At 62.4% G+C, this 18958-nt stretch carries 7 protein-coding genes and 2 pseudogenes; 3 read left to right on the top strand and 6 right to left on the bottom strand.

The annotated features are described in order from the left end of the window. Window positions 1-110: 110 nt before the first annotated feature. From LN450_RS22885 to LN450_RS22900, 4 genes and pseudogenes are all read right to left on the bottom strand, one after another. Window positions 111-9071, bottom strand: a pseudogene (locus LN450_RS22885) (hemagglutinin repeat-containing protein); the annotation flags it as partial. 156 nt (window positions 9072-9227) lie between these two features. Further along, window positions 9228-10817 carry a filamentous hemagglutinin N-terminal domain-containing protein gene (locus LN450_RS23410; protein WP_228903371.1) on the bottom strand — a complete coding sequence of 530 codons (1590 nt, stop codon included), beginning with the start codon at window positions 10815-10817 and terminating at the stop codon, window positions 9228-9230. 70 nt (window positions 10818-10887) lie between these two features. After that, the gene (locus LN450_RS22895) at window positions 10888-12588 is read right to left on the bottom strand and encodes a ShlB/FhaC/HecB family hemolysin secretion/activation protein (RefSeq protein WP_039416277.1); all 1701 of its coding nucleotides are present in this window, start codon (window positions 12586-12588) and stop codon (window positions 10888-10890) included. 781 nt (window positions 12589-13369) lie between these two features. Next, window positions 13370-14275 carry an AraC family transcriptional regulator gene (locus LN450_RS22900; protein ID WP_228886129.1) on the bottom strand — a complete coding sequence of 302 codons (906 nt, stop codon included), beginning with the start codon at window positions 14273-14275 and terminating at the stop codon, window positions 13370-13372. Between LN450_RS22900 and LN450_RS22905 the strand changes: the two are divergent. Together LN450_RS22905 and LN450_RS22910 are read left to right on the top strand one after the other, a co-directional pair. After that, a pseudogene (locus LN450_RS22905) lies at window positions 14159-14799 on the top strand (VOC family protein). The gene LN450_RS22900 and the pseudogene LN450_RS22905 overlap by 117 nt on opposite strands. Window positions 14800-15431: 632 nt before the next feature. Beyond that, window positions 15432-15983: a CPBP family intramembrane glutamic endopeptidase gene (locus tag LN450_RS22910; protein ID WP_039416317.1), complete on the top strand. Its 552-nt coding sequence runs from the start codon at window positions 15432-15434 to the stop codon at window positions 15981-15983. Window positions 15984-16905: 922 nt separating this feature from the next. Here the strand turns inward: LN450_RS22910 and LN450_RS22915 are convergent. Then, window positions 16906-17262: a hypothetical protein gene (locus tag LN450_RS22915; RefSeq protein WP_011347166.1), complete on the bottom strand. Its 357-nt coding sequence runs from the start codon at window positions 17260-17262 to the stop codon at window positions 16906-16908. A 193-nt stretch (window positions 17263-17455) separates the two neighbouring features. Between LN450_RS22915 and LN450_RS22920 the strand changes: the two genes are divergently transcribed. Beyond that, a complete protein-coding gene (locus LN450_RS22920) occupies window positions 17456-17773 on the top strand; it encodes a hypothetical protein (protein ID WP_126952894.1) in 318 nt (105 codons plus the stop codon). A gap of 230 nt (window positions 17774-18003) precedes the next feature. On the opposite strand, the gene LN450_RS22925 is transcribed toward LN450_RS22920, so the two are convergent. Then, a complete protein-coding gene (locus LN450_RS22925) occupies window positions 18004-18561 on the bottom strand; it encodes a hypothetical protein (RefSeq protein WP_011347164.1) in 558 nt (185 codons plus the stop codon). Window positions 18562-18958 lie beyond the last annotated feature (397 nt).

The raw sequence follows: 18958 nt of genomic DNA on the forward strand, positions 1-18958 counted from the left end.
CACTGCCAGGGCAGTGGAATTTCCTTACCACCCTGTAAGACGAACGCTGCGATTAGCCTGCATCTGGCCCAGGCATCTTGCCCCATACTTTGCGCCTTGTTGAAGACTGCTAAGTCGTTGCCTGCCTGCATAGCGAGGTTGCCGCCGGCACTGAACTCGGTGCCGTGGACGGTTTCGTCGCGGGTGCTGGTGGTCTGCCTGAAACGCTTGCGCGTCTCCAGGACATCGCTGGTGTCCACCGTGGTCAGGGTGCTGGCGTTGATGTCGTTGCCGGCGCTGACGCCCAGCCCCTTGCCTGCATCGAGTTTTGCAGCGACCAGGTTGACGTCGTTGCCGGCGCTGAGGATCAGGTTGCCGCCGGCGGTGAGTTCCTGCTGGTCGATGGTTTGGGTGGTCGTGGTGGTGCTGACGCGGGTCTTGCCGTTGCGGCTCTTGTAGCTGTCGGTCTGGCTGTCGTTGAGGACGGATTCGACGTTGAGGTTGTTCCCCGCGGCAGCGATCAGGTCGCCGCCGGCTTTGACCTCGGCCTGGCGGATGGTCACGTCGTTGCCGGCGGCCAATTGCAGGCTGTCGCCGGTGCTGATGCTGGTGCGCGTGCCGGCCATGCCATCCAGGCCGACGACCGGGGCCAGCGAGAGGTTGTTACCTGCCTGCAGTGCTGCGCTGCCGCCGGCCTTGATGGTCACGCCATGCAGTTGCAGGTCGTTGCCGGCCGAGACGATCAGGTCCTTGCCCGCAGTCACCGACACGGCGTCACCGCCACGCAGCAGGCCATTGTCGTCGCGCAAAGCGCTGGGCGTGAGGCTGAGGTTGTTGCCCGCGATCAGCGCCGCGCTGCCGCCCGCCTGCACGCGGGTGCCGGTCAGCGTCATGTCGTTGCCGGCGAACAGCTGCAGGGCGTTGCCCGCACTGATGCCCGACAGGATGCCGGCGCCATTGATGGCCCTGGACGCTTCGCTGACCAGGTTGTTGCCAGCGGCCAGCGCGACATCGCGGCCCTGGATCTGGCCCTGGTTGAGCAGGTCGTTGCGCGCTTGCAGCGACACCGTGCCGGTGCCGCTGATGCGGCCCTGGTTGAGCAGGTTGCCGGCGGTGACGCTGACGTCGGCGCCGGCGATCACGCCCTGGTTGCTCAGGGTGTTGGTGGCGTTGAGTTCGACGTTGCCGCCAGCGATCAGCGCGCCGTTGCCACGCAGCTGCAGCGAGTTGGACGCCAGGTAGACCACCGGCACCAGCACGGTCTGGCCCTGGTACTCCTGCTCCACCATCCACACGATGTCCTGCGTCAGTGCAGCGGCCTGGGCGGCAGTCAGGCCCACGCCCATGCTCAGCTGCAGCTGGCCTGCAGCGGCCACGCCGGCCTCCAGCAAGGCGCGGTATTGCGCCACGCCATCGGCGTAATTGCCCAGATAGCGACGACCGGTGAGCTGGGTGATCTGGTCCAGCACCAGCCGCTGCTCATAGAAGCCGTCGCCCAGGCGGGTCTGGGTCCACTCCGGGTCCACGCCCAGCTTGTCCAGCAGGAAATCGCTGCTGATGAAGTTGTCGTAGTTGACGAAGCGCGGATCGGTCTCGATCAGGTAGCGACGGCCCGGGCCGTTGCTGCGCCACGCGTTGATGCCACCCAGGCCGATTGCTGCGCGGCCCATCGCCGTGCGGTCGGTGACCGTGCCACTGGACAGGCGATACAAGCCGCCGATAGGAAGATCGATCTGCGTCAGCGAGGTCTGACCGCCGCCGACGATATTGGTGACGGGGATGCTGGCCTGGTCGACGCGCGTACGGGTTGCGTTCGCGCCCGTCGTGACACCGGTACCGGCGGCGGTGGTCTGCACAGTCGCCTGATCGACGCTGCTGCGCACCAGGCCGCGGTCGTTGGACATGACCGGTGCGACCGACATCTTGACGATGCCGCCCGATGTGGCCAGCGTGGCGTCCTGCGTGTTGGCGCCGACGTGCGTGCCTGCGCTGCCGCTGGTGCCAGTGGCAACTTGGATACTGCTCGCGCCGCCGTTGGCACGGCCGCCCACTGCCTGGCCGCCCACTCCACCGGCGCTTTGCGCGGTGCGACCATTCAAGCCACCTTGTGCGCCTACACCACGCAGTGCAGCGCCACTGATAACGCGACCATCGCTTCCGACAGCGCCGTTGCTGATATTGGCGCCATTGATGCTGACGCCTTGGTTGCCGGTCATGCTGGCGCCTAGGGCGATATAGCTGCTATTGGTCGTTGAGGAGCTCAGCCTCTGGTCTTCTTCTTCGTAATAACAAACGACCTTCTGCCCAACAGGCTGCATACAGTCATTGGTGATCGCGGTGACGATATGTTCCACATCGCTTTGTCGAACCGTTTGATTCAAGGCCAGCGCTTGGTTGAGCAGCTGCTCGCTTCCCAAGATCATCCCATCCGAGAGTCCGCCAAGACCTCGCTGATTGGCAGCGAACAGGCCTGCTGCAGCGATTGTCGAGGCATTATTCGTGACGCTTCCCGACAACAGGATGTTCCCGCCCGCCGCGATGCGTCCCTCAGCGCTTGCCGAAGACAATTGCTCCTGTTGAATGACCTGATAGTTGCGATAAATTCCCGGCGCAAGCCCCTTGTAAGGATAAGGTGCCCGGGCTCCCTGGAGGTTCCTAATCGCTTTGCCTTGGATGAGTTCACCACCCGAATACACGCCGTCGTTGCCGGGATCGGTAGAGACGCTGGTGGTGTTAATCACGCGACGCCGATTATTGAGCTGCTGGGCCGCAATCAAAATACTGCCATCAGCCTCAATACTACCCGAGAGGTTATTCACCACTCCGGTCCGCGCTACCAATGTGCCACCACCATCCTGCGCACCACCGATGGCGATATTGCCCAAGCTGAAGATGCGCGCATCGCAATTGAGCAACTGATCGCGCACGATCAGGTTCATATTGCCGGTGGAGCCGAGCAATGCCGAACCGTAGGCAGCGTTGCCCGTCGCACCGCCAAAATCTGCGCCATTGACCAGCGTGCCGGTATTCACCGAGACATTGCCGCCGACGATGCTGCCGGTGTTGTAAACGCTGTTGGCAACGAGCGACAACGCCCCGTTGCCGGAAATGCTGCCGGCGTTGTCGATGACGTTGCCGCCGTTGAGGCGGGTATCGTTGGAGACGATGTTGGCGCCGCCGCGGTTGGTGATGCTGCTGGCGATGATATCGAGTGTGCGCGCCGCCTTGAGCGTGGACTCGTTGACCAGGTTGCCACCCACACGCAGGTTGAAATTGCCGTTGCTGACCAGGTCGGCGCCGGCGCGGTGCGTGTAATCGCTGCGCAGGGTCAGATCCAGTAGGTTTTGCGCGAGAATACTGCCGCCACCGTCGAAACCGACCGTGTCGATGACCACATCGCCGGCACCGCCGGTGACGCTGCCTGCGCCAATCTGGCCACCGGCATTGCTCAGGTTTTGCAGATTCAGGCGAACCGATTGCTCGGCCTTGATCTTGCCGTTCTGGTTATCGAGCGTGGCACCTGCGCGCTGCAACAGGAAGTTGGCGCCGGCATAAACGCTGCCGCCCTGGTTGTTCAAGGCATTGGTATTGGCGATCAGGTCGCCGCCTGCCACCAACTGGCCGCTCGTGTTGGCGATGCTGGCCGCATCGATCACCACACTGCCGCGCCCACCCAGATTGCCGTTGGTGTTGGTTAATGCGCCGCCGGTGGTGATGCGGGTCAGGCCACCGCCATTGTTGACGATGCTGCCTTGGGTGTTGTCGATCCGTCCAGCGGATGCAGTCAAGGTGTTGCCCGCATCGAGCTGGCCACCGCTGTTGAGCAAGGCACCGGTGACCGCCACATTCAGATCACGGCCGGCGCTGAGCTTGCCGGCTTGATGATTGTCCAACTGGCCCCGTGCAGTGATGCCGAGGTCGCGGCCGGCCTGCAGATTGCCGCCGGCACTACTGATGTTTTCTGCAGTGATCACGGCATCGGTACTGGCACCGATCGTGCCATTGCCATTGTCCAGACCGCGGTTCAATTCAACGCGTAGCCCCCCGCCCACGCCCGCATTGGCAATCGCCTGCACGGTACCGCCAGCATTGCTGAGGCTGTCGGCACGCAAGGTCAATGCACCGCCGCTGGCCTGAAGCAGACCGTTACGGTTATCGACCGTGCCGCTGGTTTGCACGTTCAATGCCCGGGCCGACACCGAGCCGGCCAGATTATTGAGACTGGCTGCGCTCACGCCTGCGTCGCCTGCCGCAGCGATGGCGCCATTCTGGTTGTTCAGGGCGCCGCTGGCGCCGAGTGTCAACTGGCCCTGCGTCAGGATGCGTCCGCCGCCGTTGCCGAGTGCACCGCGGCTGGTCACCGACAGCGTGCCTGCGCCGGCATGCTCGATACGGCCCTGCGCATTTTCAATGCTGGCAGCGGCGATGGTCAGATCCTGATCGTTGCTGGCCAGCGTGCCGGTGGTGTTGTCGATGGCACCCCCAATCACCACGCGCGTCGCACCCGCGCCGCTCTGCACCAGACCACCGCCGACATTGCTGAGGCTGCCGCCGTCGATACTCAGCTGGTTAGCCTGAAGTTGCCCGCCGACAGTGTTGAGGCGGCCATTGTCGATAGCGCCGGCGGCCTGCACGGTGAGCGTTCCGCCCGCGAGCAGATTGCCGCCACGATGATCGAGGCTACCGCCAGTAGAGAGTGCGACATTGCCGGTGGCACGCGTGGTGGTGCCAGCCAACTGCAGCTGACTGCCCTGCGCGGTGAGATTACCGCCTGCCAGCAGTGTGCCGGAGGCAGTGAGCTGACGATCGGCAACCATGCTGAGCGTGCTTCCGCTACCCAGGCTGCCGTCTGCGTTAATGCCGGCGCCCACCGTACCGGTGATACCGATCTGGCCTGCGCGAAGGCTTAGATTGCCCGCTGCGGTGATTTGACCGGCGTTGTCGATGCGCGCACCTTGCACAGCGACGGTCGTCCCGCTGACAGTGCCCTGCTGGCGTACGAGCGCATCACTGACCAGCGTGAGTTGTTGACCCGCGACCTGCCCGGCAACCGTCAGGTCGCCTTTGGAGCGCAGGTCGAGTGTGCTGGCCGCGCTCAGATTGCCGCTTTGCATCAGCGCACCATCGGCCTGTGCCGTGAGCGCCCCTGCTGAGGCCAAGCGGCCATCGAGCTGCAGGTTGCCACGACTGATCAATGCCACATCGCCACGCTCGCTGCCTAACTGGCCACTACTGCTCAACTGCCCTGCTTCCACACGCAAACCATCGCCGCCGATCAGATCGCCGCGGTTATCCACTGCACCGTTGGCGGTAACGCCAAGCCGCTGCAGGCCATAGGCCTGACCGGTCTGGCGTAGCGATCCGACACCAAGCGAAAGTTGGTTGCCGGCGCGCACGGCACCGGCGTTGTCGAGCAGGCCAGCAATGGACAGCGTGGCATCGCCTTGCGCAAGCAGCACGCCCGTCGCGGTGTTACTCGCACTGGCAGCAGTCGCAGTCAGACTGCCACCGGCCGCGACCTGCGCGGCGTTGGTCAACGCACCGGTTGCGCTCAGCACCACGTTGCGGTCTGCCTGCACCACGCCGGCAACCGCCAACTCGCCGGTGCTGCGCAGATTGATGTCGGTGACGGCATCGAGTGCACCACGGCTGTCGATCGCTGCGCCGTCCAGGCTGATTCCGGCGCCGCTTTGCAGCACTGCCGCTTGCCCGGTCGCGATCTGCGCGCCACGCAGGGTTGCGTTCGCTGCGGACACCGCCTGGCCGTTCAACGTGAGTCCGCGTTGTGCCTGCAGATCCAGCTGCGATGCCGATTGCAGCGTGCCTTCAGCAGCGAGATCGCGCCCGGCCTGCAGCGCGATGGACTGCGCCTTGAGCGAACCGGCCTGTTGCAGATCACCGCCAGCGGTGGCTCGCAGCGTGCTGGCTGCAGCGACCACGCCCTGCAAGGTCATATCGCCCTGGCTGGTCAACGTCACGTCCGCCGCTTCACTGCCGAGCTGGCCGCTGCTACGCAACGTGTCCGCTTCCACCAGCACTGCATCCTTGGCGATGAGACTGCCGCGGTTATCCAATGTGCCGGTGACCGTGGCGGTCAAGGCCTTGCCGGCGACGGCAGTGCCGCTCTGGTCCATGCTGGCTGCGGTGATACGCAAATCGTCGCCGCTCTGCAGGCTGCCTGCATTCTGCAGTGCACCTGTCGCCAGCGTGATGGCCCCCGCTGCGGCAAGTGCACCAGCTGCTGCATTGTTGATCGAACCTGCCTGTAGCGAGAGGTCGCGGCCCGCGAAGACATGGCTGGCGTTGCCGAAGGCACCGCTGGCGCTTAGCACGACATCGCGATTGGCTTGCGCAACACCCGCCAGGGAAAGATCACCGGTGCTGCGTACCGCAAGGTCAGTGCCAGCATCCAGCGTGCCGCGGCTATCGATTGCCGCACCGTCCAGGGTGATGGCGCCAGCACTTTTCAGCACCGCATCGCGAGCGGTCGCGATGCTGTTGCCACGCAAGCTGGCGTCGGCGCCAGCCTGCGCCTGGCCGCTCAAGCTCAGCGTGCGCTGTGCCTGCAAGGCCAGCGTGGAAGCCGATTGCAGGGTGCCGCCGGCAACGAGATCACGGCCGGCCTGCAGCGCGACGGTCTGTGCGCTGAGCGTCCCCGCCTGTGAAAGGTCGCCCACTGCAGCGGCTTGCAGCGTGGTCGCGGCAGATACCACGCCCTGCAACGCGATGTCGTTCTGGCTGGCCAGTGTCAGCGCGCCGGTCACCGAGCCCAGCTGGCCATTACTGACAATGCTGCCCGCGGTGATGCTCAGATCCTTGCCGGAGACCAACTGGCCTGCATTCTCGAATGCGCCGGTAGTGGCGATCGACAGCGCGTCGCCGCTATAGACACGACCGCGCTGCAGCAGCGACCCGCTATTGAGCGAAAGGCCTTGCTCTCCATGCAGGCTGCCATGATTATCCAATACCCCGGCAACATCGACACGAAGATCGCGCTTGGCGCCCAGGGTTGCGTCTGACGCATTCATGGCACTGGTAGCCTGCACGCTCAGATCGCGCGCGGCGATCACTTGGGCACCGTTGTTCAAGTTACCTGCTGCGGTCAGCGCAATGTCGCGGCCGGCCTGCGCTACGCCGCCCAGCATCAAGTCGCCGCCACTGCGTAGAGTCAGATCATTCGCTGCATCGAGCGCGCCACGGCTCTCGATGCTGTCGCCTGCCAAGCTGATCGACGCACCGCCCTGCAGCACCGCCGCAGCGCTGGTCGTGATGCTTGCACCATTGAGCGTGGCATTGGCAGCACTGGATGCCTGGCCGTTCAATGCAAGCGTGCGTCGTGCTTGCAGATCCAGCGTGGATGCAGACTGCAGGCTGCCATTGGCAGTGAGGTCTTGCCCGGCCTGCAAGGCAATCGACTGCGCCTTGAGCGAACCAGCTTGCTGCAGGTCGCCGCCAGCCGATGCCTGCAAGGCAGTCGCGGCGGCGACCACACCGTCCAGCTGCATCGCGCCCCGGCTGCTTAATGCAACACTGGCCAGCTCGCTGCCCAATTGGCCGCTGCTGCGCAACGTGCCTGCATCGATCTGCAGCGCGTCCCTGGCGATCAGGTTGCCGCGGTTGTCCAGCGTGCCGGCGACTGTGCCGTGCAAGATCCTGCCGGCAGATGCACTGCCACTTTGATCGAGACTTGCCGCCGTCATCTGCAGGTCGCCGGCTGCCTGCACGCGGCCGGCGTTCTTCAACTGTGCTGCCGCGGTGAGTGCCACATCCCCATCGCCCGCCAATACGCCAGCAGCGGTGTTCTCCAGGCTTCGTGCCTGCGCGGTCAAGGTGCGCCCGGCGAAGACCTGCGCTGCATTGGTCAGCGCCCCAGTAGCCGTCAGCTCAACATCGCCGCTGCCCTGCGCAACGCCCGCCAGCGTCAGGTCGCCCAGGCTACGTACACTTAGATCGCTGTCTGCATCGAGCTTGCCGCGGCTATAAATCGTGCCGCTATCCAATGCAATCGCACCGGCGCCCTGCAACACCGCATCCTGGCTTGTCGTCAGCGTGGCAGCGCGCATGCCGATGTCGCCACCAGCCTGGCCTTGCGCAGCGAAGGTCAATGCTCGTTGCGCCTGTAGGTCAAAAGTCGAGGCAGATTGCAGCGTGCCGCTCGCGGTGAGGTCGCGACCAGCACGCAACGCCAGCGATTGCGCCTTCAGCGAGCCGGCTTGCTGAAGATCGCCCGCGGCGGTGGCCTGCAAGTTGGTTGCGGCAGCCAACACACCTTGCAATGCGATATCGCCCTGGCTGCCCAATACGACGCCTGCAGCTTCGCTGCCCAGCTGGCCACTGCTGCGCAAGTGGCCAGCATCGATCTGCAGCCCATTGCGTGCCACCACATTGCCGGTATTGTCGAACGTGCCGACAACCGTTGCGGAAAGCGTGTTGCCGGAGCTGACGCTTCCACCCTGGGTGAAGGAATCGGCACTGATCTGCAATGCGTTGGCAGCGTACAGGCTGCCGGCATTCTCAAGCACGCCGCCAGTACGCAGCTGCGCATCGGCGCCAGACGAGAATGCCGCGCCTTGCGCGTTGCGCAGGCTGGCCGCATCCACCTCCAGTGGACCAGCAGCGATCACCTTTGCGCTGTTATCCAGCGCGCCGACCGCTTGCAAGGTAGTACTGCCTGCGCTCTGCACGGTGCCGTCCAATGCCAACGCCCCAGCGCTGGCGATGCGCAGGTCGCCGCCAGCATCGATGACGCCGTCGTGGGCGACACTGCCGCCACGCAGTTGCAACGCGCCATCGCTGTGCAGTTGGCCGCGCTGATGCAGCGCGCCATCGGCCTGCAGATCGAGCGCGCCTGCCGAACGTACGACGGCATCGTTTGCAAGCTCACCTGCCACGACAACCGTCAGCGCGCCACGCGTGCTCTGCAGCGTGCCGGAGAAGCTGGCATCACCGCCGCTACGTAAGTCGACGCTGGCCGCGTTCACGGTACCAGACACCTGGGCGCCGCTTGCGGCATCCATTGCTAATGCGCCGCCTGCGACGGTATTGCCGCTCAGGCGCAGATTGCCGCGACTGCGCAGCGTGGCATCGCCACGCTGGCTGCCGATATCGCCGCTGCTTGCCAGTTGCGCAGCGTCCACAGTCAATGCGTCGCCTGCGACAACGGTGCCGCTGTTGAGCAGCTGGCCGGTAGCCACCACTTGCGTATCGCGTGTCGCAGACAGGCTACCCGCAGTGGTGAGGTTGGCAGCCTATAGCCGCAGATCGCGGCCGGCATACGCACTGCCTGCGTTGTTGACTGCACCGGCGCTACGCAGGTCCAGATCGTTGCCTGCAGACACCGCAGCGCGCTGTGCGATGTCGATCGACGCTGCGTTCAATGCAAGCGCATCGGCTGCGATCAGCTTTCCCTGCAGTTCCAGGCGCCCACCCGCGCGCACATCAGCCCCCTGCCCGGCTTGCGCCAATCCAGCCACACGCACGTTGCCATTGCCGTTGATCTGCAGCGCAGTTGCCGCATCCAGCGTGCCCAGTGCGTCGACGGTATTGGCGTTCAGTGCAATCGTCGCGCCGCTCTGCAAGGTACCGGACAACGCAATCTGCGCTGCGCGCAGATTCGCGCTCGCGCCGCCATAGGCCACGCCACCACTGCGCAAGAGCCCATCGGCGCCTAGATCCAGGGCGCCGGCGGCGTGCAGGCTGCCATCGGCATTCAATTCCGAGCCGAACAGACGGATCGACCCCGCGCTACTGCGGCCAACATGGGTCACCCCACCACCGGCTTGCGCATCCAGTGCACCGGCGGCCACCAGGTCGCCTGCAAGCGTCATGCTTGCAGCACGCAGGCGCACGTCGCCTTGTTGCGAGCCAAGCACTCCACGCTGATCGAGCGCGCCGGTGGCACGCACATTCACAGCATCCCGCGCGACGGTGGTGCCTCCCAGGCTCACTTGCCCTGCGCTGTCGATCTGCAGATCGCCACTTTGCGCAGCCAATGTGCCGCGGCTCACCACGCCGACGCCGGCTTCGGTGGCGATCAGGCGAATGCGTTCGGCATACATGCCGCCCAATTGCGCCACATCGATGCCGATCGCAGGAAGGCCGCCGTCGGCACCTGGCAGGACGTCCAGCAGCATGCCGTCGTAGCTCACCCGTCCGGCACCAGCGGCGGCGACCAGCTCCTGGGTCCAGATCGAGCCGTCTACACTGAGCTGACGCGACAACAGATCCAGGCGATCCACATTGAACGCGTCCAGACCGTTGCGACCGATGCTCAGCGCACCGCCGGTGATGCTGAAACCGTTCAACGCACCATCGCTGCCCAGGTTCGGCGTGCCGGTGGTCAGGGTGACGCGCGAGGTATTGAGAAAGCCGCAGCTATCGCAGGAAATGCCGTTGGGGTTGGCGATCACCAGCTGCGCTTTCGCACCGGCGATTTCGGTATAGCCCTGCAGTCGGCTGCTGGCCGAGGTGACTTCGTTGAGGATCAGCGAGGCGGCACCGCTACGCTGCAGGTTGTTGTTGCCGGCAACGTAACCGCCCAGCTCGGTCTTGGAGATCTGCGCACTGTTGTTGAGGATCAACCCATTCGGGCCGACATTGAAGTTGCTGTAGCGGTTGTGCGAAATGCCGCGCGCATTGGGCGCGACGATGTCCACCACCGGCACGCCATTGGCAGCGACCTGCTGGCCTGGCGTTTGCCCTCCAGGGTTGGCGGTTGGCGCAACCTGCGCCCATGCCGGAAACGATGTCCAGGTGATCGTGCAGCACAGCAACAGTGCAAGCGCCCGCTTGCCCTGCTCGGCCAGGTAACCACGCACGCGCATCGCTTCGTTATCCATCGTTTCTCTCTCGCCGCCTGTTGGCGTCATCAATCAACAAACGCGTAGCCAGCTGGCGACGCGATCCATGTCAGAACTGGTAGATCACACGCACGCCATAGGCCGGCTGCGCACTTGCAAATCCGTCGGGGCGGTGGATCGCCCAACCGGCAAACGCATCGACGCTGGCACCGAACCAACCGCCACGCAGGCCCACCGCGCCGCCCACCAAACTGCGACCGCGCAGCCCGCTGGCGCTGGTGCCATCGATGCGGCCGGCGTCTAGGCCCAGATACGGGGTCAACCCAATCTGCTGCACTGGGAAACTCAAGGTATTGCGCCAGTACGCGCCTTTTTCGGCGCCAAGCGTCGCTTCACCGTCGAAACCACGCACGCTGTAACGGCCACCAATGGTGACGAACTCGGAACCTAGTAGCAGTTCGCCGGCGGTCTGTGCACGCAGGCTGCTTTCCCACGCCATCGGCACGGGGCCCAGCTTGAACGGCAGCGCCGTGCTCACGTCCAGCGTGGTCACGGCATAGCGAAACGTCGGGAAGCCGATCTGCGGGTCGTAGCCGGTCCACTGGCTGTTGAACCACGGGGTGCCGCGCCGATGCGCCAGACGCATGTCCAGCTGCATCGCGCCCAGATAGCGCCGATGCGTGAAGTAGAACTCCGCGCTGCTGGTATCACGGCGCTGGATGCCGATCTCCACGCCATCCAGATAGCTGCGCGCACGCCGCCGGCCAATCACCACACCGGCCGAAGTCTTGCTGGTGCCGTCGCGATGCAGCACGCGCTGAATATCCAGCTGCGCATTGCTGGACTCGCCACTGGACTGGAAGGTTTGTAAAAAACCGTCTACGCGCTGGTGATAGCGGTACGACGATGCCGACAGCGCGAACGTCCACCATCCCCAAGGCAGGTTGTAACTCAGGCTGTTGCCGCGTGTGCCGCGTTCTTCGTCGCGTGTGGCCAGGTCATGGCTGTAGCCAATGCTGAGCAGATCGTTGAGCCCCAGTGGGTTATCCAGCGAAACGTCCAACCCACCTTGCACACGGCCGGTAGCCTCCACACCGGAATCGTCGGCGTTAGCCACACCGCGCCAGCGTCGCCCATGCTGCAGGGTGATCACCAGATCCGATTCGCCTGGTGCTTCGCCCGGGGCGATATCGATCTTTGCGTCCTGCGACGGCAGACGCTTGAACTGCTCCACCGCCTGCTCGATGGCACGCAGATCCAGCAAGTCCCCCCTGCGGAGCGGCAATGCCGTTTTCCAGTGCGCGCCTTCGGTGTCGGACACCACGCGCACCTCGCGCAAGCGGCCGGGCAGCAGTTCCAAACGGAGTTCGCCACGCGACAGATCCTGTTCCGGAACGCCGATGCGCGTGGTGACCAATCCGCGTGCGACCAACTGATCCAAGGCGCGGCGCCGGATGATGTCGATGCCGGCACGCCCGATGCAGCGACCTTGGTAACGGCGCAGAGACTTCCATAACCACGCAAAGCGCGTTGCATCATCGCCTGCGCCCGACAGGCGCAAGCGGGTGACCGAAAAACACAGGTCTTCCTTGGGCAGCACGGTGCTGCGCGCGTCCACGCGGTCGGCGTCCTCGCGCGGGCCGGCAAAGGGCGCTTGGCGCTCCTGTTCCTGGCGACGCTGAATCTCCTCGGCCTGGCGCAATTGCTCCTGCCGATCCAGCGTTGTCGGTGCCGACTGTTGTGCAGCCGCCAGCCCGGCGACCGCCCACAGGCAAACCGCCAGCGCCAAGGGCGCCGATCGCATCCACATCTGTCATGCCCCCTGTGCGGCGGTCGCGCTACTGCACGCCGTCACCCGCATCAGCGTGCCTGGCCACCAAAACGGCGGCGCCACCCTTGAGCACGCTGAGTGCGGTGCGACTGTGACGGAATGTTAAAAAACGGTCAATGCGCAGTGTCGGGGAAACCCTGTAAGAAAAACCCGAGCGTCATTGTTTTGTGATGAAAATCACTAAAAAACGGATCCATTGATTGTGAAGGCTCCGAGTTACGTCGTAAAAAGTCAAAACTTTTGACCTCAACGTCTTCAAACGTGCCGCCAATGGGATGCGCTCTCGGATGTCCTGTGAGGCGTATGAAGGACTACGCGCGTCGCCACTTGGTTGAATTTGATGAAGTGCGCAATGCCGCATTGGATCTGAGGGATCAGCCGGCCTACTTTGGTTCGCTTAGTGCGCCGTGTGCGTGGCCCAGGCGCACCGCGCTGAAGTCGGGCCTGCACTGAATCGTGCCTTCACACCGCTCACCCCATCCGCCTAGACCGAGCAACGACGCGGCCGGCAGAGCTACACGGACGCCCCAGCCATCTAGAACAAGTCTTGCTTGCCAACCCGCGCGACCAAGGGGCCAGCACAATGCACAGCCTCATGCCCAGCGAGCTGGGCGTCGCGCCGCTCGCTGCAGATCAAGCGGCGGCAAAAACCGCTGGCCAGGCTTGAAAAGTGGTGAGGATGCGGCCGCTGGGACCGCTGTGAACTTCAAGAATTCACTTCTGAATCTGACTCATTGGAACTGGGTGTCCCAGTCCGTTGTCATTGATCCCATCCGCCCGGCGCAGTTGGGACGCGGATGGGAATTTGACACGCCAATTCGAAATGCTCGGCACCGTGCGCGTAGGGCAGACCCAACCATGCCTCGAACGCTGGCAGGTCTGTCGGCAGATATCCGCTGGCAGGCAGCCATGTATCGCGGACCCAACCAAACGCGCGCATTTCCAGCGCCAGTCCTCCCCGTATCACGACCTCGGCCACCTTCATGGGTGGAAATCGGAAAACGCCGATCTCACCGCAATGACGCCCATGCGTGACCTCGACCGCGACGTCGTACCGGCAATCCGCTGCAGATGCCAGACGAGGTTGATCCCAGAGGTAGCCCAACCACTGATGATGCTCGACGCCGGCGTCTCGTGCCCATGCCACCAAGCGCATGGCTGCTGCTTGGACGGAGCCTTCCTCAAAGGGGCGGTGCACGCGAAGGTACTGGACCGTCCGCTCCGGGAGATCGCGCAGCGTGACCGAAAATTCCTGCGCCTGGTCTGCAGCGCTGCCGCCGAGGCCCGACACACCTGCCAAGGTGTCGTCCAGCGCACGCCGACGGCCGGCCAGGCACGTCTCAAGATCCAGTTTTCTTGGAGAGCATCCAAAGTGTCTTCGGAAGTTCCTGGAAAAATCCGATAACGACGAAAATCCCCGACCCAGCGCGATGTCTGTCAAAGGTTGACGATTGCCTTGGGAAATATCGCCCAGCGCATTTTCCAGGCGTCGGCGCAGCACGAATGCATGCGGGGTTTCGCCCATGACGGCGCGAAACATGCGCTGAAAATGGAACGGCGAAACGCAAGCCGCACCTGCGATCAGAGGCAGCGACAGCTGCCCGGCAAGGTTGACCTCGATGTAGTCCAGCGCACGGTTCACGCTCTGGACCACGGTAAGGGGCACCCTTTCGTTGATCGGCATGTGCGCAAGATCCGACAAGTGGCTGCAGTGACGATGCTATATCTTGATCCCGTGGACAATACGTTTTCCATCAGGGCTGGCAGCGTTGCCTGCCATTCAATCCAATGACGAAGGCTGGCAAGGGATCAGACATGCACGGAGTGACAGGGATCGGCGGAATCATCATCAAATCCAAGGACGCGCCTGGATTGCAACAGTGGTACGCAACGCAGCTGGGGATCGAGGTGCAAACGTGGGGAGGCACAGTGTTCGACACCAGCGCGGGTGTGGAAGGCGCTGAAAACGCATTGGCCTGGGCTGTTCACGACGAAACGAGCGCCCAATTCGAGAACACCACCGCCCCGTTCATCGTGAATTACCGGGTCGACGACCTGGAGTCGCTGATTGCCAAGCTCAAAGCTGCGGGCTGCCGCGTGTCAGAGAAGATTGTGAAGTCCGAATTCGGCCTGTTTGCCTGGGTCATCGACCCGGACGGCAATAAAGCGGAACTATGGCAAGCGCTTTGAGAACTGGTCACCTGGGGCATCAGACAAGCAGCAGTAAAGCCAAGCGGCCGAATGAGGATAGCTGCAGCCAACATGCGCGTGCGATGCATGTGCAACCTGCCGCTATGCGAGTTTGGAACGGCGTTGGAATTGGCGGCCTCGATCCGGCGACTTCGTCGGATTCGGGCGCGCTTATCAATCTTTGCGAACGGCCGTTTCTGGCCGAGCCCGTGGTACGAATTCGACTTCAATCCTACTGCGGCTGTCAGTATTCGGATCCCCGCGCGCCCTGATGCATCATAGCTAGCAAGCGGGTGCAAGTGACGCGCTTTTTCAGGTCCGGCCGAACTGGCGAGGTCACCAAAAAAACAGGCACCAGGAACAACAGATCCGCGTACCGCTGTTGCATATCCCAAGCACGTGTTGCGATGGAAGCTGAAAATTCATCGTGTCGTTTGGCACGGTCTTGCCGATCGACAGCTCGCTACTATCGAATGCCCGTGACGTATCTGGTCGACATGTCTCAATCAAAGTGGTCTGCTCTTGCTAGTCGCAATGCCCCGTCCGTTCTAAGCCATCCACTCGCTAGGCTGGCGATGATCTTCGTGGTGATGGCGCTCGCCTACTTCCCTTGGCTGCCCTTTCCTTGGCGCATGCCAGCAGTTGGCCTGATGGGGGCCGCACTTGCGTGGCAAGAGACCCGCAGCCGTTGGGCGTGCGGCCTGAGCTGGCAACGGTTTGGTCCAACAATTGGGTGGACAGCTGTCCTCGTGCTGCTGGTCACCGCTCTCATCACGCCAATCTTTCAGCCGCTCATCGACTACCTGACAGGCACGAAGACCGACTACAGCGCCTATGGCGCGCTTCGTCATAACGCACCGGCTGCACTGCAGCTAATCGGCTCTGCATGGATCAGCGCAGCCATCGGTGAGGAGTTGGTGTTTCGGGCATTTTTGATGCATCAACTGGAAGCCTTGTTCAAGCGCAGCAGTCTAGGTCGCCTCACCGCAGCCATTGTTGGCGGTGTCGTGTTTGGCGCCATGCATGCGAGCCAAGGCATCTCGGGAATCGTGCTGACGGGTATCGTCGGCGCAGCATTCGGCTATGCGTATCTGCGCTCTAACCGCAATCTGTTGGCGCTCATCCTTGCACACGGACTCGTCGATACCTGGGGCGTGACCACGCTCTATCTTGGGTGGTATTGACTGCCCCATGCGTTAATGCCCGCGCGGTAAATCAGGCTGCGGCACTGGACCGTTCGATCATGTCCAACGGCTGCGACGTCGGGCTCGGTATTGCCATTCGTGCATGGCGGCATGGCCTATCAACTTCGAGCGAGCGAGCAAGCGCGGCAGCGGCGGCGCCCTCGACCAGAGCAGCACCTTGCCGGATACCGTGGCCCACCTGGGCGAGGCGAGAGTTGACTTGCTCGATGCCAGCCGACCGCTCCTACGAATGTACTGCCATCTTGCGCATCAGCCATCGATTCCTGGTGACCCCGGCCCGATTCGAACGGGCGACCTTCCCTTAGGAGCGGCTCGGGCGGCCATAATAGAACAAGCTACGTCTCTGGCTGCCGTGCGTTAGTTGGCGCAACATTTGGCTTCATCACAGGCCATCACGCGTTTTTCGTGAAAGAACGAATGGCACATTTTGAGTTGAGAACCCTGCCTAGCCGTTTGGTATCGGCTCTCAGACTTCTCAAGACCCAGCTACCAAGTTCTGGTCCATTCAGACGACAGCTTTCGCCGCATGTGGGTCTTCGGAACTACGGCTGGCATGGACCTACTGTCCCGTGCCTGGGCCGCGCCGATCGGCAATGACCAAATGGTTGGCTTGCCACCGCCCAACACGGTAGGAATGATTCCTGCGATCGCATTGCTGGTGGCATCGAAGCAGGCGCAGAACTCGCAGCCTATATAACGCTAACCTCTGACACCATGTGGATCTAGTCTCATTCGAAATTAAGGTGCTAACACTATTTGAGGCAGTTCATCGTGGGGGCCTGACTTGGCATGGTGACACGCTAAGTTCTCGGCGGTTTCGTTTAAGTGGCGGGCCCAAGTTGCGCTGACAGCACACGGGTGAGCGCCTCGCGGCCTCACACCCGCGCTTCATGGGGTCAGCTCAGGGAGACGCGCACACGGTGTAGATGTTCACGATAGCTGCGCCATTGACATATCCATAGGTGCGCCAGCCATTGCCGTTAGGGTAGCTGCCAACCACAGCAAATCGCCCTAGGTTCATGGACTCGTTGATGTTGTTTTCAGGCCGACGTCCTGAAAATAACACGCGGTTCGGGTCACCCACGTTCCAGCCACCTGAAATTGGCGTAAATCCTGCCGGACATTGTGGAGTCGCATCCACTACGCCTTGGATGTCTCGAGCAAATCCTTCCACAACGGTTTGATAAGTGGCCGCGTGTGCAGGCGCAAGAGAGAGCAACGACACACCAGCGATAACAGAAGCAAGCATGATCTTCATAATGTCTCCTTGTCTTAAGGGAGCCGGCTAGAGCTCGCTCAAAGCCCTTCGGATTGAGCAACCATCTCGGCTCCGCGTCCGGCGCTGATAGATTGCGCACGCCAGCGATCAGCTCCTATCGGTTACTACCGCTTCGATGCGTAAGAGATTACCGACCCGAGGGTGTGCATTTGTCTTGCTCAAGCGCAGACAGATGAACGTTTTCCCTGACGAGTCACCGCGCATTGTGGCGGTGCGCCAAGATTTCCTCACACCGTCGGCAATGATCGATGTAGCCCATCAGGAGAACGTAATGCAACCACCCATGACCACCGTTGACTTGGCGCCGTTTACCACCATTCTTCTCGCCCTTGCAGCCGATTCCCATACCGTGAAGTTCGGCCACGCCACTGAAACGACTGTTGCAGGTGAGAGCTTGGACGTTTTCGTAGCTAGGATCGCGCCGCGCGCCCGTGCAGCTTCTGAGAGCACGCGGTCGGTCCTTTGCAGCCAGATCGCCGGAGAGTATTGATGCCATAGTTGCGGCCGATCAGGTCGTGCTGATCTGCATTAAGAGCCGGCGTGGCGCTGCTAGGGCGTATCGCGGCGTTAGCGGCCACCTCGGCATCGCGACCGACAACTGTATGACGCTGGAAGCCGTGCACTGAAACCATCGCTCAATGCCGCGAAGGCGGGCCAGAATTCTCTGGCCCGCCTGAAAACTAAATCAGGAGCCGGTTCCGACAACGATGACGTGAACCATTAGAGCCAGATGTAGCCAATGATCCCGTCGTTCGCAGGGAACCTCACGTTTTCGCAATTCACGTCTAAGGTTTCGAAGTGGTCCGCCCAATTTCCAGGTTTCAGCCCACCGCGCATGCAGCGGTAAAGCGGCACCGTGCCGGGAAGCTGAGTTGATGCAATGTACCCAGTGATGGGCAAAGAGGACGGATAAGGGATTTGGCCTTCACAGTTCGGGTCACCGGAAGTGAATCGATCGCGATAGTCGTTTGTTATGCACGCGTAAAGCGTGCGCCCACCAGCAAACGGCGTGAATGAAATGAAGCCGAGTACACCCTGCCGACTGCCCGGATGACTTTGCCCCACAGTCGTGATGGGCCTAGCCGAGAAGGTGTCATCTTTGAACTTCCAACGTTCGAGCGAAACCAACGTCACTCCCTCTGGCACCAGTGCGGGTTGAGCCGCCGCTTCCACTGCAACTCGTGAATTGGCACCAAGATATCTGACTTCCTGGGCAACAGCGTTACAAGCGGAAGCGAGGGCAAGCCCAGCTGCAGCAGCGATAAAAACCTTTTTCATGACAATCCTTCTGATCCATGCGAACTCACTGTCCACTGAACGAGGATAGCAGAAGCGCGCTTATCTCTGGTCGCTGCAGCGCGGTAAAGAGCTACCGACGCATGAGCTAGGATGTGAATTAGTGGGGCACCCGAAGCTGCGTGCAGCATGCATGGACTTGAGTGAACGTGCCCCCAGATAGCACAACGAGCGTCTTGCACTGCGCGGAGATGCCCTCGTGACGCCGATAAACGTCGGTGCAGCTGGTCAGGAGAACGTAGGTTGTTCGCAAAAATTACGTTCTCGCCACCACTACCGCCGGCCGAGGCACCTGCTAACCCGTGAAGAATCATAATTTAGGACCGTCGCGGTATCGAGGCGATCTCAAGATAGACAAGGAAGCGAAGCATTTTCGGAC

Source organism: Xanthomonas euvesicatoria pv. euvesicatoria, assembly GCF_020880415.1.
Taxonomy (GTDB): domain Bacteria; phylum Pseudomonadota; class Gammaproteobacteria; order Xanthomonadales; family Xanthomonadaceae; genus Xanthomonas; species Xanthomonas euvesicatoria.

Coding starts and splice junctions, on each gene's coding strand:
- LN450_RS22920 (WP_126952894.1), top strand. CDS start 17,456: ATGAACGTTTTCCCTGACGAGTCACCGCGCATTGTGGCGGTGCGCCAA.
- LN450_RS22895 (WP_039416277.1), bottom strand. CDS start 12,588: ATGTGGATGCGATCGGCGCCCTTGGCGCTGGCGGTTTGCCTGTGGGCG.
- LN450_RS22915 (WP_011347166.1), bottom strand. CDS start 17,262: ATGAAGATCATGCTTGCTTCTGTTATCGCTGGTGTGTCGTTGCTCTCT.
- LN450_RS23410 (WP_228903371.1), bottom strand. CDS start 10,817: ATGGATAACGAAGCGATGCGCGTGCGTGGTTACCTGGCCGAGCAGGGC.
- LN450_RS22910 (WP_039416317.1), top strand. CDS start 15,432: ATGCCAGCAGTTGGCCTGATGGGGGCCGCACTTGCGTGGCAAGAGACC.
- LN450_RS22925 (WP_011347164.1), bottom strand. CDS start 18,561: ATGAAAAAGGTTTTTATCGCTGCTGCAGCTGGGCTTGCCCTCGCTTCC.